Genomic DNA, 21030 nt, shown 5'->3' with positions numbered 1-21030 from the left:
GAAGGCGATGAGGCTTTCGGGGTGTCTATCACGCCGAATCGGGCGTGCGCGTGGCTTCACACGCCCCGTTGCGTCAGGGGAGACGCACGCCGCCCATCCGGCTCGCGCTGCGCACGATGGTGCTGATGCAACTGAGAGATGAATCGGCCGCCCGCTGGAACTCGCCGACCTGGAGACGGATCAACTCGGCCGGCGACTTCACCCTGGTGAGCGCCTGCATGTGGGCGAGCGCAGCCTCGCCTTCCTTGCGGACGAAGGTGAGCACGGTCTCGTTGATCTCGGTGAACTGAGCCGAGGATGCACCAACACCGAAGGTTGCGGACGCCTTGGCGGCAATCGCGGCAGGCTTGGCAGCCGCCGCAACGACAGTCTCGACAGCCGGTGCCTTCGGGGCCGGAGCTTCGAACTCCGGTGATTTGGCCTCGGGAGCCGGCGGCTTTGCGGCAACGGGCTTCGGTGCAGGGGCCGGCTGGGCCTCCACCGTGTCCGGCGCGGGCTTCGGGGCCGGCTCGGCCTTGGGCTCGACTTTGGCGGTGGGCGGAGCGGTTTTCGCGTTGGAATTGGCGGCGGCAGCCGTGTCGGCCGCCTTCGACGCAGGCTTGGCCTCCGCGGCCACCTTGCTCTCGACCGGAACAGGCTTTGCAGGTTCCGCCTTCGGGACGGACGCATTCGCCGTCGCCGGAGCGGCCTTCTCGGAGGCTACGGGCTTCAATCCAGCGGTCTCGGTTTTCGGTGCCGGAGGCCTGAAGGTCTGCGCCGGCTCGGTCTTGTGCTGGGTCTTGGCCGGTGGGGAGGTGATGCTCGCGGCTTTGTCCGCGGCAGCCTTCGGTACCGGAGCCGGGGCAGGCTTAGCGGCCGGAGGCTTCTGCGCGGCCTTTGCGATCGCCTCGGCGGCCGGCTTCGTCACTGGCTTCGCATCCTCGGCTGGCGCGTTCTTCGCGGCCGCATCGGATTTCCGCGTCGGATCAGTGTGCGTTGCCATCAGGCCGCCTCCTCGTCGTTTCGTGTCGGTGCGAGGCGTTGCGCCGGGATCCCACAGGAGGAATTCCGGGCTGCCTCCTCTCCGTGGGGTCGAACCCGCGACCGGACCGGTCGCGGGTTCTTCGGGAGATGCTTCGTCGCGTCAGGCGCGAAACGCTTTAGTGCGCGGCTTTCTGGGCCAGCGAACCGTAGTCCTTCGCCTGCGCCTGGAGGGCGGCGAACTGGGACTTCACGTATTCGGACTGGATCTCGAAGGCCTCGCGGAGGTCGCGGGCGCGAACGAGCTTCTGCGTGAAGTCGAAGGTAGCGTTCGCGTTCGTCTGGGCGTGATCGATGCCCTTGAGGACGGCGGCATGTACGGTCGACTGGACGTTGACGCCGGTGCTCTGCAGCTGCTCGGAGGTCTTCACGGCGCCGCTCAGGAAGCTGCCGAAAGCATTGCGGGCCTGGTCGACGCTCTTGTCCGCGAAATCGCGGAATTCGGTCGGGATCTCGAAACCTTGCGTAGCCAAAGCAATCTCTCCTGTGGACATTTTCGTCCGGCCGCGGCGACTCGTCGCGTCCGGCCCGTCGGAGATATGTTGCAGTGCAACATGGAAGTCAAGACGGCTTTCGAGGACGTTCCGTGCGTCGCATTTGCACGGCATGTAATTGATCTAAAACTGAAATCGGCTGAACAGAGGCTAGCAGCCCGGATGGGCCCTGGTCAAACGCACCAGCCGAAGATGTGACAATCGGCGGAACCTGTAAGCCAGGAGCTCGAGGCCGTGCTGCTGACTAACGATTCATGGCGAGACTGAATGCAGAATCCGGATTGATATCGTTGAGCTTGCGTGCGGTGCCACGCATCGCCGATTCGTAGATCCGGATCAGGCCGGCGGCATGCACCGCGAGCGTCATCGGAGCGGCCCAATAGCGCTCATAGGCGGCTCGCCCTGTGCGCTGCACAAGCCGGCTGTCGGCGAGCTTCGCGAAGGCCGCAGCGAGTGCCCCGACATCCGGCTCGACGGTGAACCCGGTCACACCGTCCTCGACCTTTTCGGAGGCGCCCGCGCGGGTCGAGGCGACCGCCGGGATACCGGCAGCGAGTGCTTCGTAGACGGTGAGCGGCCCTGTCTCGTACCAGCGCGACGGTGCGCAGACGGCGCGCGCGCGGTTGCGCAGAACCGCCTCGACCTCCACTGGGCTGCGCCAGCCGAGCACTTCGACGCCGGGCGTTGCCCGCAGCCGCTCTTCGAGCGGACCCGCCCCGATGAACAAGGCCGGGATCCCGGCCTGCCGCGCCGCGTCGGCGACGAGGTCTGCACCCTTCTCCGGCGTCAGCCGGCCGACATAGGCGATGGCGTCGCCCCTGGCCGGCTCGGCTGCCGGCCCCTTCGGCGTGCGCACGGGATTGTCGAGGCGGTGATGCCGCAGGTCGAAGCCGGCGAGCAGGGCGCCGGCCCGTCCGATGCTGGCATCGCAGACATGGACGACGTCGAGATGGCCGGCGCCGATCGCTGTCCGCATCGCGGCCGATCGGGCGACGCGCACCAGCTTGTGCAGCCGACTCTTCGGATCACAGGAGGCCGCGATGCAGGAGGCCGAGAGCGGCTTCAGCGTGCAGGGCTCGGCTCTATCGAAGCGGTAATAGAGACCGTTCGGGCAGGCTAGAAAGTAGTCGTGCAAGGTCACTGCCACCGGTACGCCGCGGGCGAGCAGAACGGGCAGCACTGACGGCGAGAGCGCGCGGGTCCATTGATGCAGGTGGATGCAATCGGCCCGAACAGGCAGCGCATCGAGGGCGGCGCCTAGCCTGCGGGCGGCCTCGCCGTGCCAGATGCCGGTAAGCGCGCCCTTCCAGGCCGGCAGCGACCAGACGTCGGCGAGGCCGAGGCTGATATGCCGGATGTGCGGATGGTCGAGCAGCGCGTCCGCCGGCCCGTCGACCGCCTGAATGAAGCTGACGGCGACGCCGGCCTCGGCGAGGCCGCGGGCGGATTCCACGGCGACCTTCTCCGCGCCGCCGCTCGCGACGGCGAATTCGGCGAGGATCACGACATGCATGGCAGGACGCCCCGGTCGCCGGGCGTATCGCGGCCCGGATCGTCTTCGGGTTTACGCACGATCAACTGCCGACCGGTAAAGATGATCGACTTTCCCCGGAATGATCGGCTGCCGTCGTGCGTGTCGTCCTGGTTCTCGATCACGCCCACATCAATGGAGGGCAGGCGAAAGTCGCCCTCGACTCGGCGTTGGGGCTGCGATCGCGGGGACACGCCGTCACGGTCTTCGCCGCCGTCGGCCCGGTCGATCCGCGACTTGGAGCCGCCGGCATCCGCGTCGTCTGCCTCGGGCAGGACGACATCGCTTCCACGACGAACAAACTCGCCTTCGCGACCCAGGCAATCTGGAACCGCAAGGCCGCCGCCGCACTCGCCAGGGAACTCCGACACTACGATCCCGCCGACACGCTGGTGCATGTCCACGCCTTCGCCAAGTCGCTCTCGCCGTCGGTCGGCGTGCCGATCCGGGCGTCGGGCCTGCCGTGCCTCTACACGATGCACGAGTTCTTCCTGGTCTGCCCGAACGGCGGCTTCTACGACTACCCGGCGAAAGCCATCTGCCACCGCACGCCGATGTCGCTCTCCTGCCTCGGCACAAATTGCGATGCGCGCTCTTACCCGCGAAAACTCCTGCGGGTCGTGCGCCATGTCGGCCTGGATCACGTCTCCCGTCTGCCCGACCTGTTCCGCCATGTCGTCACGATCAGCGCATTGCAGGAGCGTGTGATCGCGCCGTTGCTGCCCGAAACCACGGTGTTTCACCGTGTCGACAACCCGATCTCGGTGGCCAAGGCCCCGCCCCGCTCCGGCCCGCCCGGCGACTTCCTGTTCGTCGGCCGCATCTCGACCGAGAAAGGTGCACCGATCTTCGCGGAAGCCGCGCGCAGGGCGGGGGTACGGCCGGTCTTCGTCGGCGACGGGCCGAGCGCGGCAGAGCTCAAGGCGCGCTACCCCGAGAGCGTCATGCTCGGCTGGAAGCAGGCGGGAGAGGTCCAGGCGCTGATGCGCGAGGCGCGCGCTCTGGTGTTCCCGAGCATCTGGTACGAGGGCCAGCCGCTCACGGTCTACGAGGCTCTGGCCGTCGGCTGCCCGGTCGTCGTCAGCGATGCCTGTGCCGGACGTGAGGCGATCGAGGACGGCGAGAACGGCTTCTGGTTCCGCTCCGGCGATCCGGCCGCGCTCGCCGCGCATCTCTCGCGGCTCACGGACGATGCACTCGCCGACAGGCTGAGCCGGCAGGCGCACGAGCGTTACTGGTCCGGCCCGCTCAGCGTCGACGCCCATCTCGACCGGCTGGAGCAGGTCTACGAGCGCGTGGCCCGCGAGGCGGCGGGGCAGCGCCAGCGCATCGTCGCCGGGGCCACCCGTCGCCCACCGCCGATCGGAACGGAAACACCGCCGCGCGCGCTGCGTTGACCGGCCACGCGCACCGCGATGCGGATGCCGACCCGAAGTAGGAAGTGACCCGACATGTCCGAGACGACAGCCAAGAATCCGGCCGGCGGCGACGCGAAGGCCGACGAGAACGGCAAGCGTCCGAGCGACAAACCGACCGGCGACACGTCCAACCCCGCCAACACGCAGGGCAAGATGGAAGACCGCCTCGACGAAGCCCTCGAAGAAACGTTTCCGTCGAGCGACCCGGTCTCGGTGAAGATCACGAAGTAGTCGAGAAGCCGCTACGAAACGAAAAAACGCCGGGGTGGATGCCCCGGCGTTTTTCATTGGTCGTCGCGGCACCTTCGACCGGAGCGGTCTACTGCTCCAGCAGCCGGCGCGCGATCACCTGCGCCTGGATCTCGGCCGCGCCCTCGAAGATCGAGAGGATGCGGGCGTCGCAGAGCAGGCGGCTCACCTGGTATTCGAGGGCGAAGCCGTTGCCGCCATGGATCTGCAGGGCGTTGTCGGCGGCCGCCCAGGCGACGCGGGCACCGAGCAGCTTGGCCATCCCGGCCTCGAGGTCGCAGCGCTTGCCCTCGTCCTTCTCGCGGGCCGAGAAGTAGGTGAGCTGGCGGGCGATGTTGATCTCCACCGCCATCATCGCGATCTTGTCGGCAACGCGCGGGAACTCGATCAGCGGCTTGCCGAACTGCACCCGCTCCTCGGCGTAGCGCAGGCCGACATCGAGGGCCGACTGAGCGACGCCGATGGCACGGGCGGCGGTCTGGATGCGGGCCGACTCGAAGGTCTGCATGAGCTGGGCGAAGCCCTTGCCCTCGACGTCGCCGAGCAAGTTGTTGCCGGGCACCGAGAAGTCCTCGAAGGACAGCTCGTATTCCTTCATGCCGCGATAGCCGAGCACGTGGATCTCGCCGCCCGACAGGCCCTCGACCGGGAAGGGCTCTGCGTCGGTGCCGCGGGCCTTCTCGGCGATGAGCATGGAGAGGCCGCGATGGCCCTTCTCCTCGGGCTTGGTGCGCACCAGCACCGTCATGATGTCGGCGCGCACGGGGTGCGTGATCCAAGTCTTGTTGCCGTTGATCTTCCAGACGTCGCCCTCCTTCGTGCCGCGGGTGCGCAGCGAAGCGAGGTCGGAGCCGGTGTTCGGCTCGGTGAAGACGGCGGTGGGCAGGATCTCGCCCGAGGCGAGCTTCGGCAGAAAGCGCTGCTTCTGCTCCTCGGTGCCGCCGCCGAGGATCAGCTCGGCCGCGATCTCCGTGCGGGTGCCGAGCGAGCCGACGCCGATATAGGCGCGCGACAGCTCTTCCGAGACGACGCACATCGAGATCTTCGGCAGGCCCATGCCGCCGTATTCCTCGGGGATCGTCAGGCCGAAGACGCCGAGCTCGGCCATCTTCTCCACGATCTCCATGGGGATGTAGTCGTTCTTCAGGTGCCACTCGTGCGCCTGATCGACTACCTCGGCCTTGCCGAAGCGGCGCATCTCGGAGCGGATGGATTCCATGTCCTCGTCGAGGCCGGAATCGCCGATCGTCGCAGAGCCGGCGCCGACGCCTTCGCGGATCTTGGCTACGAGGGCCTTGCGGTTGGCCGCCGTATTGCCGTCGGCGATCGCCGCCTCGACGGCCTCGGTGCGGTACTGCGCGAGCTCGCTCTGCTGGAAGCCCAGCGACGAGGTCGGGCGCACCATCTCGCCCTGGCTCATCGGAATGCCGCCGAACATCTGGTCGAGATATTCACCGGCGCCGATCTTCACGAGCAGCGTCTCGGTCTCGCCGAGCTTGCCCTCGGACTGCAGGCGCTCGGCGTAGCCGGCGAGTTCGCGCACCGCCTCGCCGTAGGTGGCGAGCCAGGCGAGGCCGTGGGCGGCGTGCTGCTCGGCCTCGAGCTTGGCGGCGTCGACCTTGCCCTCGGGGGTCAGAACAAGCTTGCGGACGCGCGCGGTCGCCTCGGCGACGAGCTTCTTGGCGGATTGGGCCGCATCGCGTGTCAGGCCGACGAGGTCCTGAGTGTCGTTGGCGGGGCTGATGGCGGGGGAAGCGGCCATGTCTCACTCTCTCGTGATATGAAGTCCTTGAGGGTCATTATAGGGTGGATCGGCCCTGCAGTAGAGGTTTGTTGCCCCACCCCGCTGCGATCCCGGCTGAATGCAAAATGCAGTCAGCCCCGGCTGGCCAAGGCGACGCCTGCCGCAGCGACGGCCATGCCGGCGATCTGCATCGGGCTCAGGGCCTCGTCGAACATCACGAAGGCCATCACGGCGGAGACCGGCGGGACCAGGAAGAACAGCGACGCGACCCCCGCGACCGCTCCGCGCCGGATCAGCGCCATCAGCAGGAGAATGCCGGCAACCGAATTTCCGAGCACGGACCATACGAAGCCGAGGCCCAGCGGCCAGCCGACATCGAAACGCCAATCACTGAGGAACGCTGCCAGCGGCACCATCAGCAGCGACGCTCCGGCGAACTGGATGGTGGCGTTGGCGAGCAGATCCACGCCGCCGCCCGTGCGCTTCTGCCACAGCGTGCCAAAGGTCATAGACACCATCGCGCCGATGCATACGGCAAGCGGCATGGGCGGAATGCCGGAGGCGTCGACTGCGCCGAGCTTCGGCATCAGCACCAACGCCGCGCCGAGAAATCCCGTACCGATACCGGCCCAGCGCCGGCCGGCGACATGCTCGCCAAGCATCGGCCCGGCGATGGCAGCCGTCAGGAGTGGTTGCAGGCTGCCGACGAGGGCGGCGATGCCGGCGGGCAGGCCGCGATGCACGGCCCAGAACACGCCGGCGATGTAAATGCCCTGCATCAGCACGCCGGCGATCAGCGCGTCCCGCCCCGCGCGCCCCGATGGCCAGCGCACGTGCCGGACGCAGGCGATCGTGAAAAGCACCACGGTTGTGGCGACGACGCGCACCGCTACGAAGGCCAGCGGCTCCGCATGCGGGGCGACGAGGCGCGCCGTGACGAACCCGGTCGCCCAGATCACCACGAACAGGCTCGGGATCAGGGCGGCCTGCAGCCCGGCGGAGGTCCTCGGCATGATGCGCGGCCTGCACCATGCGACGGGCGGCGATGCAACCTCCCGCATCGGCGGGCTGCCATGCACCGGCTGTGACCGGCGCGCCACCGCCGGCCGCGAAACGGCGCGACGCCCGCCGCCACGTTGACGGACCCGCGCCGGTTCCGCGTAAGTCGGCCCAAGCCCGCCTGCGGGCACCCGGACCGAACCCGAAGCCGCCGTACCCGTGAACCGCACCCGCAAGAGCCTCGACGTCGCCGGAATCGCCGCGCAGCGCTTCGTCGCCCATGACGGCTGGGCCATCGCCAGCCACATCGCGCTGTCGCTGCTGACCTCGCTGTTTCCGTTCCTGATCCTGCTCGCGGCGCTGGCCGGCCTGTTCGGCTCGAAGTCGCTGGCAGACGAGGCCGGCACGCTGCTGTTCGACGCGCTGCCGCGCGAGGTGGCGAACCCCATCGCCGGCGAGGTCCACCGGGTGCTCACCGAGCAGCGCGGCGGCGTGCTGACGCTCGGCGCGGTGCTGGCCCTCTACTTCTCCTCCTCCGGCGTGGAATCCTTGCGCGTCGGGCTGAACCGCGCCTATGGCCGGCGCGAAATGCGCTCTTGGTGGCTGACCCGGCTCGAATCGATCGGCTACGTGATCTGCGGCGCGTTCGCGATGCTCGCCTTCGCACTGCTGGTGGTGCTTGGGCCGTTGTTGTGGCGGCAGGCGGTGTTCGTGGCCCCGGGTCTCGAATCCCTCGGCCTCACCGTCACCATCGCCCGCATCGGCATCACGGCCCTGCTGATCGCGGTGGTGCTGGTGATTGCACACAAGTTCGTCGCGGCCGGGCGTCGGCCGCTGATCGCGGTGCTGCCGGGAATCGGCGTGACGTTGCTGCTGTGGTTCCTCGCGGGCCTAGGATTCGGCTTCTATCTCGACCGATTCTCGAATGCCTACGTCTCGACCTATGGCGGCCTCGCCACGGCGATGGTCTTCCTCGTGTTCCTGTACTGGCTCGCCGCGATGTTCCTGTTCGGCGGCGAGATCAACGGCACGGTCATCGCCGCCCGCCGCCAGCGGCTTCAGGCCCGGATGAAGGCGAAGCAGGTCGAGGCGGCCGGCACGCGGACCTCTCCGCCATGATGCTCGCGAAGTGCCCGATCCTGTGGGGCCGGTGCAACGTCGTCGAGGAGGCGCTGCGCGTGGTGCGCCACCGGGACGTGTTCCTGCACCATTGGTCGATCTACGACCGCTCCGGCCGCATGATCGAGGATAGCGGCTTCTTTCGCGCCTTCCCGGACCACGCCAGCGTCGGCGGCCCGCCCCGGATCGAACCGCCGGCCGCCCCGCCCTGCATGCCCGAGGGCGAGGTGTTCTGGCTCGGGCTGTTCCAAGTCCATTTCGGCCATTTCCTGGTCGGCACGCTGGCGCGGCTCTGGGCGCTGGCGCAGCACGCGGACGCCGCCACCCGCATCGCCTACGTCGGCACCGCCGAGCCGGACGCGCTGTTTGGCCACGATCACGTCCGGCTCTGCCTGGAGGCCCTGGGCGTCCGGCAGGAGCAGCTGGTGCGGGTCGAGGGGCCGATGCGCTTCCCGTCGCTGACCATCGCCGAGCCGTCCTTCGTCGAGAACTTCTCCGCCTCGCCCGTCTACGGCCGGATGATGCGCGACATCGGCGACCGCATCCTCGGCGAGGCCGCCGCCGAGACCGCCCCCCCGGCGGACCTCTGGCTGTCGAAGGCGCTGATCACGTCGGGCAACCGCACCATCGTCAACGAGGCCAAGCTGACCGAGGCGCTCGCGCGCCACGGCATCGCCACCGTGCATCCCGAGCGCCTCGGCTTCGCAGACCAGCTTCGGCTCTGGTCGCGCACCCGCCTCGCCATGGGTTTCTCGAGTTCGGCCTTCCACACGACGGCGTTCCGGGGCGGGCGGCAACTCTGCACGCTGTCGAACAACCTCGCGGCGTCGAGCAACCAGGCCCTGATCGATCGCGTCTGCGGCAACCGGAGCCTCTTCCTGCACGCCATCGACGGCCTGCGCGAAGAAGAGAGCACGGTGCCGGGCTTCACCGTCTCGATGGTCATCGCGGATCCGGCCTGGATGGCGGCCGAACTCGCCCGGATCGCCGACGCCTTCCGCGACCGACGTATCTCGCCGCAAGCGTCTGCGCGCGTACCGCGACGGCTCTGGACGATTCCATCGGGCCCCGCTCCGTTCGGCGAGGATATGGCCGGGCAAGGCGCGGTGAAGGCCCAGCGCCGGAACGGCCGGATCACGCGTTGGCAGATCGGGTGGAAGGCGGTGCGCTCGGTCAACGCCATCACGGTCCGGGACCGCGCCGGCTCGACCCAGACCGCGGCGCTCTCGGTGCAGGTCTCGGGCGACGCCGTCACCTGGAACACGGTTTCGGGGCCGGACGCCATCGAAGCGAGGCCGGACGGCCCGCATGCCACCGCCTTCACCTTCCGCTCGGGCTACCCTCTCCCGACCCACTTCGTTCGGATCGAGGTGATGCCGGGTTCGGATCTGGACATCGGCGAGATCGCCGTGTTCGGCGAGCGATTGGAGCCGGAGGTCGGGCTCCCCGACGCACTGATGCACGCTGTCCTCGACCGCCGTTCGAGCAATATCTCCCCAGCCGGCCCCGTCGGCGTGCTCTCGCGAGCACGAGCCTGGATCGGCTCCCTGCGATCACGACGCCCGACAGGATAAGGTCCGTCAGATATCACACAGTTCTTTTGGCTGTGGTTCTGGCATGACCACGATACCGGCGAGAACCATCAGATTGTATAAAAACATACAATTGATGAACTTACGGGATCTTCGAGCAAGACAGTCGTGAACTTTATGCGGATCGGCGTCGTTGATTGTGCAGCGGCAGACGAGTGCGCCTGAAGGCACACCGATCGGCTTGCTGAAAGCGAAGGGAAACGCTCAATGACGAAGATGATCTCGCGCGCCGGCCTCGGTGCGGTTCTCGCACTCGGCCTGCTGGCGACCTCCGGCGCATTTGCCGAGGAGAAGGCCTCCGACGGCAAGACCTCCGGTTCTGCAGCAGGCAGCACCGCGGAACCGTCCAGCAAGGGTGGTGGTTCGGCCGATAAGAACATGCAGGAGAACGCTGCTTCGGCCGACAAGGAGAAGCAGAAGGGCGCTTCCGGCAAGTAACGCCTTCCCCTTCCAAATCGATTTCCGACGCTCATCTCCGGCTTCGCAGCCGGAGGTGGGCTTTTGCCTATTCACCACTAAACGGGTTCTCTGACGATGTCCGTTTCGCGAAGAATTTCGGGATACCCAGCCGATCCGTCGGGTCGGTGACGGAACTTCGACCCTCTGCGGCGCTTTGACCCTGCGCTCTCTGTGACATCCCTCGCCTGATCGGCCTGCAGTCCTCCCGGACGGCAGGTCTTTTTTTGCCGATACTCTCCGGACCGTCGGATGATCGCGACGGACGTCGCGTCACTCGCGAACGTGTCGCGCGATGCGAGGGGCGACCGAGGTGCAGGTACGAAAAAGGCCGAAGCGGTCCGCTTCGGCCTTACGTGTCTCTGCCCGGCGGTCAGGCGGCGATGGCGACCCGATCTTCGGGCATCACGTCGGCCTCGGCCGCCATAAACTGCGCCCGGGCGAGGTCCGTGAAGCGGCCGCCCTCGGCCACCAACTCGTCGAAGGTACCGCTCTCGACGATCCGGCCTTCGTGGAAGACCAGGATGCGGTCGGCGTTGCGGATCGTCGCGAGGCGGTGCGCGATCACGAAAGTGGTGCGGTCCTTCATGACCTCCTCCAGGGCGCCCTGGAGCTTGCGCTCGGTGGAGGCGTCGAGTGCGCTCGTGGCCTCGTCGAGGATCAGCACCGGCGGGTTCTTCAGGAGAGCGCGGGCAATCGAGAGGCGCTGGCGTTCGCCGCCGGAGAGCGAGCGGCCGCGTTCGCCGATGATTGTATCGAGGCCGTCCATCTGGCGGGCCATGAACTCGCTGGCCTGGGCGCGATCGAGGGCGTCGAGCATCTCCTCGTCGGTCGCATTCGGGCGGCCGACCTGGAGGTTCTCGCGGATCGAGCGGGCGAACAGCATCGGCTCCTGGAAGACCACGCCGATGTTGTGGCGCAGGCTCGTCAGGCCGATGTCGCGGATGTCGGTGTCGTCGATGCGGATCGAGCCGGCACTCGGGTCGAAGCTGCGGTGCAGCAGGCCGAGCGTGGTCGACTTGCCCGAGCCCGTAGTGCCGACCAGCGCGATGGTCTGCCCAGGCGCGGCTTTGAACGAGACCCCGTCGAGGGCTTGGCGGCGGCCGTCATAGGAGAAGGCGACGTCGTCGAAGCTGACCTCGCCCTCGAAGCGGGCGACCTGCACGGCGTGCGGGCGGTCGCGCACGGTGGGCACCGTATCAAGGATCTCGAAGAACTCGCGCATCTTCGGAGCCTGCTGGAACAGGCCGTTGACGAAGGTGACGACGTGGTCGAGGCGCGAGACCAGCATGGTCGCGAGGCTCATGAAGGCCACGACCTCGCCGACGGTGGCCGCGCCGTTCTGGTGCAGGACGATGCCCGTTATGAAGATCGCGGTCATGGTCAGCGTGGCCGAGGCCTTGGTGGCGACGGCGGCGAGCGCCCACCACGACAGGACCGGGATCTGCGCCTTGAGCAGGTTCGAGATGATGCCGTGCATGGCCTCCTTCTCTGCCTTGGCGCGGGTGAAGGACTGGATCACGGCGACGTTGCCGATGGCATCCGAGGCGTGCGCGGCGAGTCCCGAATGGAACTGCTCGACCTTGCCCTGCAGCTGCTCGGTGCGGCGCATAACGAAGGAGGTCAGCGCCGTGAACACGACGACCAGGACGACCAGGATCGAACCGAGCTGCCAGTTGATGAACAGCGTCATCGGCAGCAGCACGCCGAGCGAGACCAGCCCGACGAAATGGTCGCGGAAGAAGCCGAGCCAGAGCCAGGACATGCCGTTGGTGCCCTCGAGCATCGCCTTGAGGACGCGGCCGGAATGGTTGGCCGAGTGGAAGGCGAGCGGCAGGTCGAGCACGTGCTCGAAATAGCCGGCCATGGTCGAGAGGCGGTTGCGGTGGGCGAGCCGATCGGAATGCAGGGCGATGGTGACGCCGGCACCGATGGTGAAGATGCCGAAGCCGACCCAGGCGGCAATCCACGGCACGAGTGTCGCGAAGGCGTTGTGGCCGCGCGTGAGGTGCGTGAGACCGTCGATGATGCGGCCCATGATCAGCGGCTCGGCGAAGGCCGCCACCGCGAGCAGGACGTTCGCGCAGACGAGGCCGATCGCAAGGCGCTTGTCGGCGCCGAGGAGACCCATGACCCGCGCATAGAGACGAATCATCGACATGGTGGACACAGCTCCCAACCCGCCCCGGAGAAACGGTCCGGGCAGAGGCCGCGGCACCGATTCTTCGTCCGATCGCGAACACGGCTCTGGCGGCCCTTATCGCATCGTGACGAAGGGCTTATCGCAAATCCAGGCTGAACGCTGCATGACCCGCGGAATCATTTCCGGGTCCGCTTTTACGGTTCGTTCAGTGTAATTTTTTAGATCTGTGGCACCGCTCCGCCATCTGCGCAGGGCCTAAGGTCGAGCGTCGCGTCATGGATCTCGCAACCGGTGTCGGTTTGCTCGGCGGTTTCGGCGTCGTCTTCACGCTGATCATGATCGATGGCGGCGATTTCAGCGCCTATTACGACAAGCACGCCATGATCGTGATCTTCGGCGGCGCCACCATGGCGACGATGATGCGGTTTCCGTTCTCGACGATCCTGCACGGATTGCCGATGGGCCTGCGCTTCGCCTTCACCATGCGCGCCGTGAAGCCGCGCGAACTCATCGAGGAGATCACCAAGATCGCCGAGGTCGTGCGCAAGTCCGGCCCCATCGCGCTGGAGAGCATGGACATTTCCGATCCGTTCCTGGCGCAGGGCGCCCGCTATATCGCCGACGGCTACGACCGCGAGTTCATCCGCGACACGATGGAGCGCGACCGCGACAACTTCCTGATGCACCTCGACGAGGGCTCGAAGATCTACCGGGCCTTCGGCGACTGCGCTCCGGCCTGGGGCATGATCGGCACCATCCTCGGGATGGTGACGATGTTCGCCCACATGTCGGACCCCTCGAAGCTCGGCCCCGCCATGGCGACAGCGCTACTCGCGACGCTGTACGGGGCGCTGATCGCGAACATGATCGCGCTGCCGCTCGCCGATAAGCTCCACCTCAAGCTGGAGGAGGAGGACGTCTCGCGCTCGCTCATCATCGACGGCATCCTGCTGATCCGCGACCAGAAGAGCGCGACCCTCGTGCGCGAGATGCTCATCGCCTACCTGCCGCACAACACCCGCGAGGACATGTCCGAGGCCGTGGCCTGAGCGGGGAGGATCGTAAGTCGTGGCCAGGAAGAAACGCGGTGGGGCGCATGGCGGTCACGGCTGGTTCGTGACCTTCGCCGACCTCATGGCGCTCCTGATGAGCTTTTTCGTGATGATCGCGGCGTACTCGACCCAGGACCAGAAGAAGATGCAGCTCGTCGCGGGTTCGATGCGCGACGCCTTCGGCGTGAACAAGGATTCGCGCTTCGCCGGCATCATCGAGGTCAACGGGCTGCCCATCGCCGACAAGGTCAAGAACAAGCGCGACATCCCGCCGGAGCAGGCCTCGGATCACACCGCGCCGCCGACGGTGGATCTCGGCATCGACGAAGGCATCCCGCTGAACGGTTACCCGGAGGGCTTCGGCCTCGCAGCCGCCTCGCTGCGTCAGGCGCTGCAGGATATGCCGGAAATCTCCGAGCTGTCGAAGAACGTCATCGTCTCGCCGACGAACAAGGGCCTCGACGTCTCGATCGTCGATCAGGACGGGCGCTCGATGTTCCCGGAGGGCTCGAACCGGCCGAACGAACTCACGCGCCGGCTGCTGGAAAAGCTCGCCCCGGCCCTCGCCAAGATGCCGAACCGCATCACCGTGACCGGCTACACCGCCAGCGAGAAGCCCGGCCGCAGGCCCGCTGCCCCACCCTGGGAGCTCTCGGCCGGCCGCGCCATCAGCGTGCGCGACATCCTCGCGCAGTCTGGCGTCCCCGACGACCGCTTCGCCTCCGTCACCGGCAAGGCCGACACCGAACCGATGTTTCCGGACAACCCGTACCTCGCGGCCAACCGCCGGGTGACGGTGACGCTGCTGTCGGAAGCACCCCCGACGCCCGCGGGCAAGGGGCTGCCGTAACGATCCGTCGGTCTACTTCGCGACGAGCAGCGCCCAGTACACCTTGTACTTCGAGCCCGGCGCGTAGGCGGTGGCGATGCCCATGCGCCCGGCCTCGGCGCTCAGCATCACCGCGTTGTGCGGAGGACTGTCGCGCCACCCCGAAAAAGCTTCGGCGAGGGTGTGATAGCCGGCCGAGAGGTTGGCGCCGGGGGATGCGTAGCCGAGCCGGCCGATCGCGGCGCTGACGGTGCGGCTCTGGCTCGGCTTGTCGGCGACCGCCATGGCGGCGGCCTCGGTCTCGGCGAGCTTCTGGAGCTCCGGATCGACAACGAGCGGGGGCTCGCCACGACCCTTGCGATAGGCTGAGATCATGTCGCGCGCCGCTGTGGTGTCGACATGCGCGTTCGACGTGGTCAGCGGGAGATAGAGGCTCGGCAGCCCCGTGCTCGGCTGCATGTCGCCGGCACAGCCCGTGAGGAGGCCGGCGGCGAGGCCGAGGCCGGACGCGGCACTGAAGCGGCGCAGAAGACGGCGCTCGGTCACGGGTTCTCGACTCCACAGGGTGAGACCCTGAAATGGGACTCCAGCGTGGCCGTCTCAAGTGGCGAGTCGCACTTGGCCGTGGACGGTCGTTCTCGAGGGCGCTGCCAGCTCAGGCCAGTCCCGGCGCCTCCAGGCACCACGCCAGAATACCCTTCTGCGCGTGCAGGCGATTCTCGGCCTCGTCGAACACCACCGATTGCGGACCGTCGATCACTTCGGCCGTGACCTCCTCGCCGCGATGGGCCGGCAGGCAATGCATGAAGAGCGCGTCCTTGCGTGCGGCCTTCATCAGCTTGGCGTCCACCCGGTAGGGCGAGAGCAAGTTGTGACGATAGTGCTCGTCGTCGTCGCCCATCGAGACCCAGCAATCGGTCACGACGGCGTCGGCCCCCTCGACCGCCGCGTAGGCGTCGGTGGTGGCGTTGACGCGGGCGCCCTCGCGCTTGGCCCAGTCCGCGAGCGCGGGCGGCATCGCGAGTTCGGGCGGCGCGGCGACGTTGAGAGTGAAGTCGAAGCGCGCGGCGGCGTGGACCCAGCTCGCCAGCACGTTGTTGGCATCACCCGACCAAGCCACGGTGCGGCCCTGGATCGATCCGCGATGCTCCTCGAAGGTCAGCACGTCGGCCATGATCTGGCACGGGTGCGAGACCTTCGTGAGCGCGTTGATGACGGGCACCTCGGCGTTCTGCGCCAGCTCGACCATCAGGCCGTGATCGAGGATGCGGATCATGATCGCGTCGACGTAGCGCGAGAGCACGCGCGCCGTGTCGGCGACGGTCTCGCCGCGGCCGAGCTGCATTTCCTTGCCGGTCAGCATCAAGGTCTCGCCGCCGAGCTCGCGCATGGCCACGTCGAAGGAGACGCGGGTGCGGGTCGAGGGCCGGTCGAAGATCATCGCGAGTTGGCGCCCGGCCAGAGGCTGCTCGTCGGCGGGCCGGCCCTTGCGGCGGATGCTCTTGATGGCGGCGCTCGCATCGATGATGCGGCGCAGGTCGGCTCCGGAAAAATCCTTGAGGTCGAGGAAGTGGCGGACGTCCCGTCTCGCACCGTTTGCAATCGCGGCCATAATCTCGTGCTTCGCTTGTCGTTCGTGTTCGTACGTGTCGGTCAGGCCGCTCCGCGGACCTGCGCCTCGAGGGTGCTCGCCGCGGCATCCAGGCGCTCGACGGCCTGGGCCACGTCGTCCTCCGTGATGATCAGCGGAGGCAGCAGACGCACCACGTTGTCGCCGGCCGGGATCACGAGCAGTTTCTGCGCGCGGGCGGCGGCGGCGAAATCGGTATTGAGTACGTTGAGCTTGAGGCCGAGCATCAGCCCCTGCCCCCGGATCTCGGTGAAGACCCGCGGGTGACGGTCGACGAGCGCCGCGAGCCGCTGCTTCAGCAGCAGCCCGGTCCGCTGGACCTGCTCCAGGAATCCGTCGGCGAGGATCACGTCGATCACGGCGTTGCCGACAGCCATCGCCAGCGGATTGCCGCCGAACGTCGTGCCGTGCGTGCCGGCAGTCAGGCCGCGCGCCGCCTCCGTGGTGGCGAGGCAGACACCGAGGGGAAACCCGCCGCCGATGCCCTTGGCCACGGTCATGATGTCGGGCGCGACACCGGTCCATTCATGCGCGAAGAATTTTCCGGTACGGCCGACGCCGGTCTGGATCTCGTCGAAGATTAGCAGCAAGCCGCGTTCGTCGCAGATCGCGCGCAGGCGGCGCAGCACATCGTTGTCGATGGCGCGCACGCCGCCCTCGCCCTGAATCGGCTCGATCATCAGCGCAGCGGTCTCGGGGCCGATCACGGCGTCCAGCGCCTCGAAATCGCCGGCCGGCACCTGGTCGAACCCGTCGACCTTCGGTCCGAAGCCCTCGATGTACTTGGCCTGCCCGCCGGCCGCGATCGTCGCCAATGTGCGGCCGTGGAAGGCACCCTCGAAGGTGACGATCCGGTAGCGCTCGGGGTGGCCGCCGACCGCATGGTACTTGCGCGCCATCTTGATGGCCGCCTCGTTCGCCTCGGCGCCCGAATTGGCAAAGAAGGCGACGTCGGCGAAGGTGGCGTCGACCAGCCGCCGGCCGAGCCGCTCGCCGTCCGGGATCTGGAACAGGTTGGAAGTGTGCCAGATCTTCTGGGCCTGCGTGGTCAGCGCCTCGACGAGATGCGGATGCGCGTGGCCAAGGGCGTTCACGGCGATGCCGGCGCCGAAATCCAGGTATCGCTCCCTGTTGTCGGCCACGAGCCAAGCGCCCTCGCCACGCTCGAAGGCGATCGGCGCGCGGGCATAAGTCGGCACGAGGGCGGAGGTGGAAGCGGATGCCAAGGGGCTCTCCGTGACGGGGCCGCACGGGCGGCCGTTCCAAAAGAAAGTGCCGCCTCGAGGACGGGCGGCACGCGGGCGATTACTATGACATGGGCTCTACGTGTCAATTGTGACAGCGTTGCCAACGGGATTCGGATCACCGCAACGCCTTGCGCGCCGGCCTCGGCCCGTGCTCAGAGCGCTGGCAATCAGCCATTCGGTTCGGAGAGACGCGCATGAGTTCGGTCAAGGAACGCCTGGAAAAGCTCGGCATCACCCTGCCGAAGGCGGCGGCGCCGGTTGCGAACTACGTGCCGTTCGTGCGCGTCGGCAACCTCGTGGTGATCTCCGGCCAGATCTGCTTCGGCGCCGACGGCAAGCTCGCCGACGAACACAAGGGCAAGCTCGGCGCGGAGGTCTCGAACGAGGCGGGCATCGCGGCGGCACGGCTCTGTGCACTCAACGTGCTGGCACAGGTCCAGGCGGCGGTGGGCGATCTCGACCACGGCGTCGTGCAATGCGTGCGGCTCGGCGGCTTCATCAACGCCGTGCCGAGCTTTGCCGGCCTCGCCCCGATCATGAACGGCGCCTCGGACCTGATGGTCCAGATCCTCGGCGACAGCGGGCGCCATGCACGCTCCACCGTCGGCGTCGCAGAATTGCCTCTCGACGCGGCCGTCGAGGTCGAAGCCATGTTCGAAGTCCGCTGAGGGTGGCCGCACCCGGCTGGCTCACCGCGCGGCCGATCGCCCATCGCGGGCTGCACAACCGTGCCGCCGGCATTCCGGAAAACACGATCGCGGCGGCCGAGGCCGCGATCGCCGGCGGCTACGCCATCGAGTGCGACGTGCAGCCGAGCCTCGACGGCGAGGCCATGGTGTTTCACGACGAAGGCCTCGGACGATTGACGACGTCGAGCGAGCCGACGGCCTCGCGCAACGCCGCCGACTTATCGAAGCTCGCCGTCGCGGGCACGCAGCAGCGTATCCCGACGCTACCGGAATTCCTGGGCATGATCGCCGGCCGCACGCCGCTGATCATCGAGGTGAAGACGCAGTTCGACGAGGATCCGCGTCTCTCCCGTCGCGTCGCCGAGGTCATCGCCGGCTATACCGGGCCGGTGGCGCTGAAGTCCTTCGATCCGCGCATCGTCGCGGCGCTGGGCGAGTTGGCGAAGGGCGTGCCGCGCGGGATCGTCGCCGAGAAGAGCCAGGAGGATCCGTCCTACGCCCGGCTGACGCGCACCCAGCGCTTCGGCCTCGCCAACATGCTGCATCTGCACCAGAGCAGGCCGGACTTCGTGTCCTGGCGCGTGGACGACCTGCCGGGCGGGGTGCCGTATCTCTGCCGCCAGCTCGGCCGGATGCCGGTCATGACCTGGACGGTTCGCACCGACGACCAGCGCAAGACCGCCGCCGCCCATGCGGACCAGATGGTGTTCGAGGGGTTTCGTCCGTGAGGTGAAGCCGAGACGATCGGCTTCAATTCTCGCAGTCCGGCCGAGCGAAGCCGGCCGGCCACCCCCGAAGAGAAATCAGCGGCAGGCCAGGACCTTGGCACCTTCGGCGACGAACTCTGCGGCGACGCGCTGCTCCGCATCGGCACGGGGGCTGTGGGCGACGCGAGCGGCCTCCCGGGCGAGGCGGGCGTTACAGCCGCAAGAGGGCAAGCCCGTGCCGACCGAAGGAGAACAGGCATCGTGATGCATGCAGGCTTCGTCGAGGGCATCCACCGGCGGACGGCCGACGCCGCGGCTGCCGGGGCCGCAATAATTGCCGTGGAAGACGAGATCGCCCTTGGTATCGGGTTGATCGCCGTCCGAACCGTCGACGTCGGGCGTCTCGATGTTCGGGATTTCGATCCCGGGCAGATTTTGGGCGAAGGCCGGGAGGGCCGCCGTGCCGGCGAAGGCCAACGAAAGGGCGAGACGCCGGCCCGCGCTACGGAGGGGGAAGAAGGCCACGTTCAGTTCTCCTCGATCGATCATAAACCCCTTGCGAGAACCTCCCATCGTCGTAGACGCCGGCAGACAGGCGCAAGGTGTCCGGTCTCGATGGATCAGAACGGTGGCGTTCCCGTCGGGGTTCCCCGCGGCGGGCGTTCCGTCCTGTCGGGAGATCGCGGCCAGAACCGGTCGTTCCGACCCGCGCGGGCGTTTCCTACGCCGGAGCCATTGAGTGGCGACACCCACACTGTATGTGGGTATTTTCTCCACTTGATCCGAGATCGCAACAGAGAAGGTGCCGAAACACACGTCGTGGGATTGTATCCCACATGAAGCGGACTAAGCTCGCGGCCATGTCCGACCCGACCGACAGGCCCGAGCCGACCGACGCCGCATCCCCCCAGGCAGCGAGCCTTCATGCGCCCGTAGCTCGCCTGCTTCGGCCGCTGGTGCGGCTGTTCGTGGCGCGCGGAATCACCTTCCCGGCCCTCACCGACCTGCTGCGCGAGCTCTACGTGAACGTGGCCGAGTACGATTTCGCGCTGGCGGGCAAGGAGCAGACGGACAGCCGCGTGACCCTGCTGACGGGAATCCACCGCAAAGAGGTCCGGCGCCTGCGCGGGGCGGGGGCGCCGGTGAGCCAGTTGCCAGGCGTGGTCTCGCGCACCAGCCGGATCATCGCCCGCTGGATTGCCGCCCCGGAATTCACCGACGGCCAGGGCCGGCCGCTGCCGCTGCCGCGCCTCGCCGAGGAGGCCGGCCCGTCCTTCGAGGCGCTGGTGGCCGGCGTTACGCGGGACGTGCGCCCCCGAGCGGTCCTCGACGAATGGCTCGACCGTGGCCTCGCCGTGCTCGACGACCAGGGCCGCGTCGTGCTGCTCGAAGGCGCCTACCTGCCACGCGGCGGAGGCGAGCCGCAGTTCTCTTGTTTCGGCCGCAACCTGCACGACCACGTCGCGGCTGCCGTCGAGAACATCATGGGCAAGGCGCCGCGCTTCCTGGAGCGCGCCGTGCATTTCGACGGCCTCTCGCAGACGCTCGCGGAGCGACTCGAGGCGCGAGGCCGCGAGATCGCCATGGACGCCTTGAGACAGGCCAACGCCGAGGCGGACGCGGCCTGCATCGACGATCCCGGCGGGACGCATCGCTGGAATTTCGGCATCTACGTGTTTCGCGAGGAGACCCCGCCTGCGATCACGCCCCCGGCCCCCGTCGCGACCGCTTGAGGAGACGCGCCGAGAGCGACGCTTTTTCATCGCGACGCCGCCGCCTACTCGCCTCGGTGCGCCTGCCGCATGCGCAGCAGGCCGATCCGAGCGACCGCGGCATCGGCGGAACGGGCGTGATCGGCACGATCCGCCGTTTCGGCTCCATCGTCGTCAACGACCTGCGCATCGGCTACCCGCATGACGTCGCGGTGCGGATCGACGGCGCGCCGGCCCGGGCGGCCGCGTCTGCGATGCAGGCGGCGGACGCTGAGCGCGCCGCTTTGCGCTCGCCCTCCTACCGTTCACCCTCCGTCCGAGAAATTCGCGGCAGCGCGGGACACATTCGGCGTTCGGGCGTTCTGTGATCGATCCACCCGCCGCGCGGGACCTGGCGCC

General features: G+C 67.9%; 21 protein-coding genes. 11 read left to right on the top strand and 10 right to left on the bottom strand.

Annotated features, from left to right (window positions below; genetic code table 11):
* Positions 1–73 precede the first annotated feature (73 nt).
* The 3 genes from FV217_RS23645 to FV217_RS02070 all read right to left on the bottom strand — a co-directional run bounded on the left by FV217_RS23645 (position 74) and on the right by FV217_RS02070 (position 3027).
* Complete coding sequence (locus FV217_RS23645; RefSeq protein ID WP_147813808.1) at positions 74–982, bottom strand: phasin family protein; 909 nt, start codon at positions 980–982, stop codon at positions 74–76.
* Positions 983–1139: 157 nt separating this feature from the next.
* A complete protein-coding gene (locus tag FV217_RS02075) occupies positions 1140–1493 on the bottom strand; it encodes a phasin (protein ID WP_147813806.1) in 354 nt (117 codons plus the stop codon).
* A 265-nt stretch (positions 1494–1758) separates the two neighbouring features.
* Positions 1759–3027, bottom strand: a complete 1269-nt coding sequence (locus FV217_RS02070) for a glycosyltransferase (protein WP_147813804.1) — start codon at positions 3025–3027, stop codon at positions 1759–1761.
* Between the two features lie 116 nt (positions 3028–3143).
* On the opposite strand from FV217_RS02070, the gene FV217_RS02065 reads away from it, so the two are divergent.
* Positions 3144–4442 carry a glycosyltransferase family 4 protein gene (locus FV217_RS02065; RefSeq protein ID WP_147813802.1) on the top strand — a complete coding sequence of 433 codons (1299 nt, stop codon included), beginning with the start codon at positions 3144–3146 and terminating at the stop codon, positions 4440–4442.
* A gap of 54 nt (positions 4443–4496) precedes the next feature.
* Complete coding sequence (locus tag FV217_RS02060) at positions 4497–4694, top strand: hypothetical protein (RefSeq protein WP_147813800.1); 198 nt, start codon at positions 4497–4499, stop codon at positions 4692–4694.
* A gap of 88 nt (positions 4695–4782) precedes the next feature.
* Here the strand turns inward: FV217_RS02060 and FV217_RS02055 are convergent, their stop codons facing one another.
* The gene (locus FV217_RS02055) at positions 4783–6474 is read right to left on the bottom strand and encodes an acyl-CoA dehydrogenase family protein (RefSeq protein WP_147813798.1); all 1692 of its coding nucleotides are present in this window, start codon (positions 6472–6474) and stop codon (positions 4783–4785) included.
* Between the two features lie 113 nt (positions 6475–6587).
* Positions 6588–7469, bottom strand: coding sequence for a DMT family transporter (locus tag FV217_RS02050; protein ID WP_147813795.1), 882 nt, complete (start codon positions 7467–7469; stop codon positions 6588–6590).
* 205 nt (positions 7470–7674) lie between these two features.
* On the opposite strand from FV217_RS02050, the gene FV217_RS02045 reads away from it, so the two are divergent.
* The 3 genes from FV217_RS02045 (at position 7675) to FV217_RS02035 (ending at position 10604) form a co-directional block, all read left to right on the top strand.
* Positions 7675–8574 (top strand): YihY/virulence factor BrkB family protein, encoded by a 900-nt coding sequence (locus tag FV217_RS02045; protein ID WP_147813793.1) that lies wholly within the window; start codon positions 7675–7677, stop codon positions 8572–8574.
* Positions 8571–10148, top strand: a complete 1578-nt coding sequence (locus tag FV217_RS02040) for a glycosyltransferase 61 family protein (protein WP_147813791.1) — start codon at positions 8571–8573, stop codon at positions 10146–10148. The genes FV217_RS02045 and FV217_RS02040 overlap by 4 nt, the downstream gene beginning before the upstream one ends.
* A 225-nt stretch (positions 10149–10373) precedes the next feature.
* Complete coding sequence (locus tag FV217_RS02035) at positions 10374–10604, top strand: hypothetical protein (protein WP_147813789.1); 231 nt, start codon at positions 10374–10376, stop codon at positions 10602–10604.
* Positions 10605–10995: 391 nt separating this feature from the next.
* Here the strand turns inward: FV217_RS02035 and FV217_RS02030 are convergent, their stop codons facing one another.
* Positions 10996–12783 (bottom strand): glucan ABC transporter ATP-binding protein/ permease, encoded by a 1788-nt coding sequence (locus FV217_RS02030; RefSeq protein ID WP_147813787.1) that lies wholly within the window; start codon positions 12781–12783, stop codon positions 10996–10998.
* Between the two features lie 257 nt (positions 12784–13040).
* Here FV217_RS02030 and FV217_RS02025 point away from each other — a divergent pair, with 257 nt between their 5' ends.
* Positions 13041–13814 (top strand): MotA/TolQ/ExbB proton channel family protein, encoded by a 774-nt coding sequence (locus FV217_RS02025; RefSeq protein ID WP_147813785.1) that lies wholly within the window; start codon positions 13041–13043, stop codon positions 13812–13814.
* Positions 13815–13833: 19 nt separating this feature from the next.
* Positions 13834–14667: a flagellar motor protein MotB gene (locus FV217_RS02020; protein WP_147813783.1), complete on the top strand. Its 834-nt coding sequence runs from the start codon at positions 13834–13836 to the stop codon at positions 14665–14667.
* Between the two features lie 12 nt (positions 14668–14679).
* On the opposite strand, the gene FV217_RS02015 is transcribed toward FV217_RS02020, so the two are convergent.
* The 3 genes from FV217_RS02015 to FV217_RS02005 form a co-directional block, all read right to left on the bottom strand.
* Positions 14680–15105 (bottom strand): CAP domain-containing protein, encoded by a 426-nt coding sequence (locus FV217_RS02015; RefSeq protein WP_147814010.1) that lies wholly within the window; start codon positions 15103–15105, stop codon positions 14680–14682.
* Positions 15106–15301: 196 nt separating this feature from the next.
* Positions 15302–16258: an ornithine carbamoyltransferase gene (gene argF / locus FV217_RS02010; RefSeq protein WP_147813781.1), complete on the bottom strand. Its 957-nt coding sequence runs from the start codon at positions 16256–16258 to the stop codon at positions 15302–15304.
* Positions 16259–16299: 41 nt separating this feature from the next.
* Positions 16300–17502, bottom strand: a complete 1203-nt coding sequence (locus FV217_RS02005; protein WP_147813779.1) for an aspartate aminotransferase family protein — start codon at positions 17500–17502, stop codon at positions 16300–16302.
* 215 nt (positions 17503–17717) lie between these two features.
* Here FV217_RS02005 and FV217_RS02000 point away from each other — a divergent pair, with 215 nt between their 5' ends.
* Positions 17718–18191: a RidA family protein gene (locus tag FV217_RS02000; RefSeq protein ID WP_147813777.1), complete on the top strand. Its 474-nt coding sequence runs from the start codon at positions 17718–17720 to the stop codon at positions 18189–18191.
* Positions 18192–18193: 2 nt separating this feature from the next.
* Entirely contained in the window at positions 18194–18940 is a 747-nt protein-coding gene (locus FV217_RS01995) for a glycerophosphodiester phosphodiesterase family protein (protein ID WP_147813775.1), read from the top strand.
* Between the two features lie 75 nt (positions 18941–19015).
* On the opposite strand, the gene FV217_RS01990 is transcribed toward FV217_RS01995, so the two are convergent.
* Positions 19016–19396 carry a hypothetical protein gene (locus FV217_RS01990; RefSeq protein WP_246682703.1) on the bottom strand — a complete coding sequence of 127 codons (381 nt, stop codon included), beginning with the start codon at positions 19394–19396 and terminating at the stop codon, positions 19016–19018.
* Between the two features lie 383 nt (positions 19397–19779).
* Between FV217_RS01990 and FV217_RS01985 the strand changes: the two genes are divergently transcribed.
* Complete coding sequence (locus FV217_RS01985) at positions 19780–20652, top strand: DUF6502 family protein (protein ID WP_147814006.1); 873 nt, start codon at positions 19780–19782, stop codon at positions 20650–20652.
* A 56-nt stretch (positions 20653–20708) separates the two neighbouring features.
* Positions 20709–20999, top strand: a complete 291-nt coding sequence (locus tag FV217_RS01980; protein WP_210245115.1) for a hypothetical protein — start codon at positions 20709–20711, stop codon at positions 20997–20999.
* The last annotated feature ends 31 nt before the right edge of the window (positions 21000–21030 follow it).

The sequence above is a fragment of the Methylobacterium sp. WL9 genome, assembly GCF_008040035.1.
GTDB classification, from domain to species: Bacteria; Pseudomonadota; Alphaproteobacteria; order Rhizobiales; family Beijerinckiaceae; genus Methylobacterium; species Methylobacterium thuringiense.
This window is presented reverse-complemented; position numbering and strand designations above follow the sequence as displayed.

Coding starts and splice junctions, on each gene's coding strand:
- FV217_RS23645 (WP_147813808.1), bottom strand. CDS start 982: ATGGCAACGCACACTGATCCGACGCGGAAATCCGATGCGGCCGCGAAG.
- FV217_RS02070 (WP_147813804.1), bottom strand. CDS start 3,027: ATGCATGTCGTGATCCTCGCCGAATTCGCCGTCGCGAGCGGCGGCGCG.
- FV217_RS02060 (WP_147813800.1), top strand. CDS start 4,497: ATGTCCGAGACGACAGCCAAGAATCCGGCCGGCGGCGACGCGAAGGCC.
- FV217_RS02055 (WP_147813798.1), bottom strand. CDS start 6,474: ATGGCCGCTTCCCCCGCCATCAGCCCCGCCAACGACACTCAGGACCTC.
- FV217_RS02050 (WP_147813795.1), bottom strand. CDS start 7,469: ATGCCGAGGACCTCCGCCGGGCTGCAGGCCGCCCTGATCCCGAGCCTG.
- FV217_RS02040 (WP_147813791.1), top strand. CDS start 8,571: ATGATGCTCGCGAAGTGCCCGATCCTGTGGGGCCGGTGCAACGTCGTC.
- FV217_RS02035 (WP_147813789.1), top strand. CDS start 10,374: ATGACGAAGATGATCTCGCGCGCCGGCCTCGGTGCGGTTCTCGCACTC.
- FV217_RS02030 (WP_147813787.1), bottom strand. CDS start 12,783: ATGTCGATGATTCGTCTCTATGCGCGGGTCATGGGTCTCCTCGGCGCC.
- FV217_RS02025 (WP_147813785.1), top strand. CDS start 13,041: ATGGATCTCGCAACCGGTGTCGGTTTGCTCGGCGGTTTCGGCGTCGTC.
- FV217_RS02015 (WP_147814010.1), bottom strand. CDS start 15,105: ATGCAGCCGAGCACGGGGCTGCCGAGCCTCTATCTCCCGCTGACCACG.
- argF (WP_147813781.1), bottom strand. CDS start 16,258: ATGGCCGCGATTGCAAACGGTGCGAGACGGGACGTCCGCCACTTCCTC.
- FV217_RS02000 (WP_147813777.1), top strand. CDS start 17,718: ATGAGTTCGGTCAAGGAACGCCTGGAAAAGCTCGGCATCACCCTGCCG.
- FV217_RS01985 (WP_147814006.1), top strand. CDS start 19,780: ATGTCCGACCCGACCGACAGGCCCGAGCCGACCGACGCCGCATCCCCC.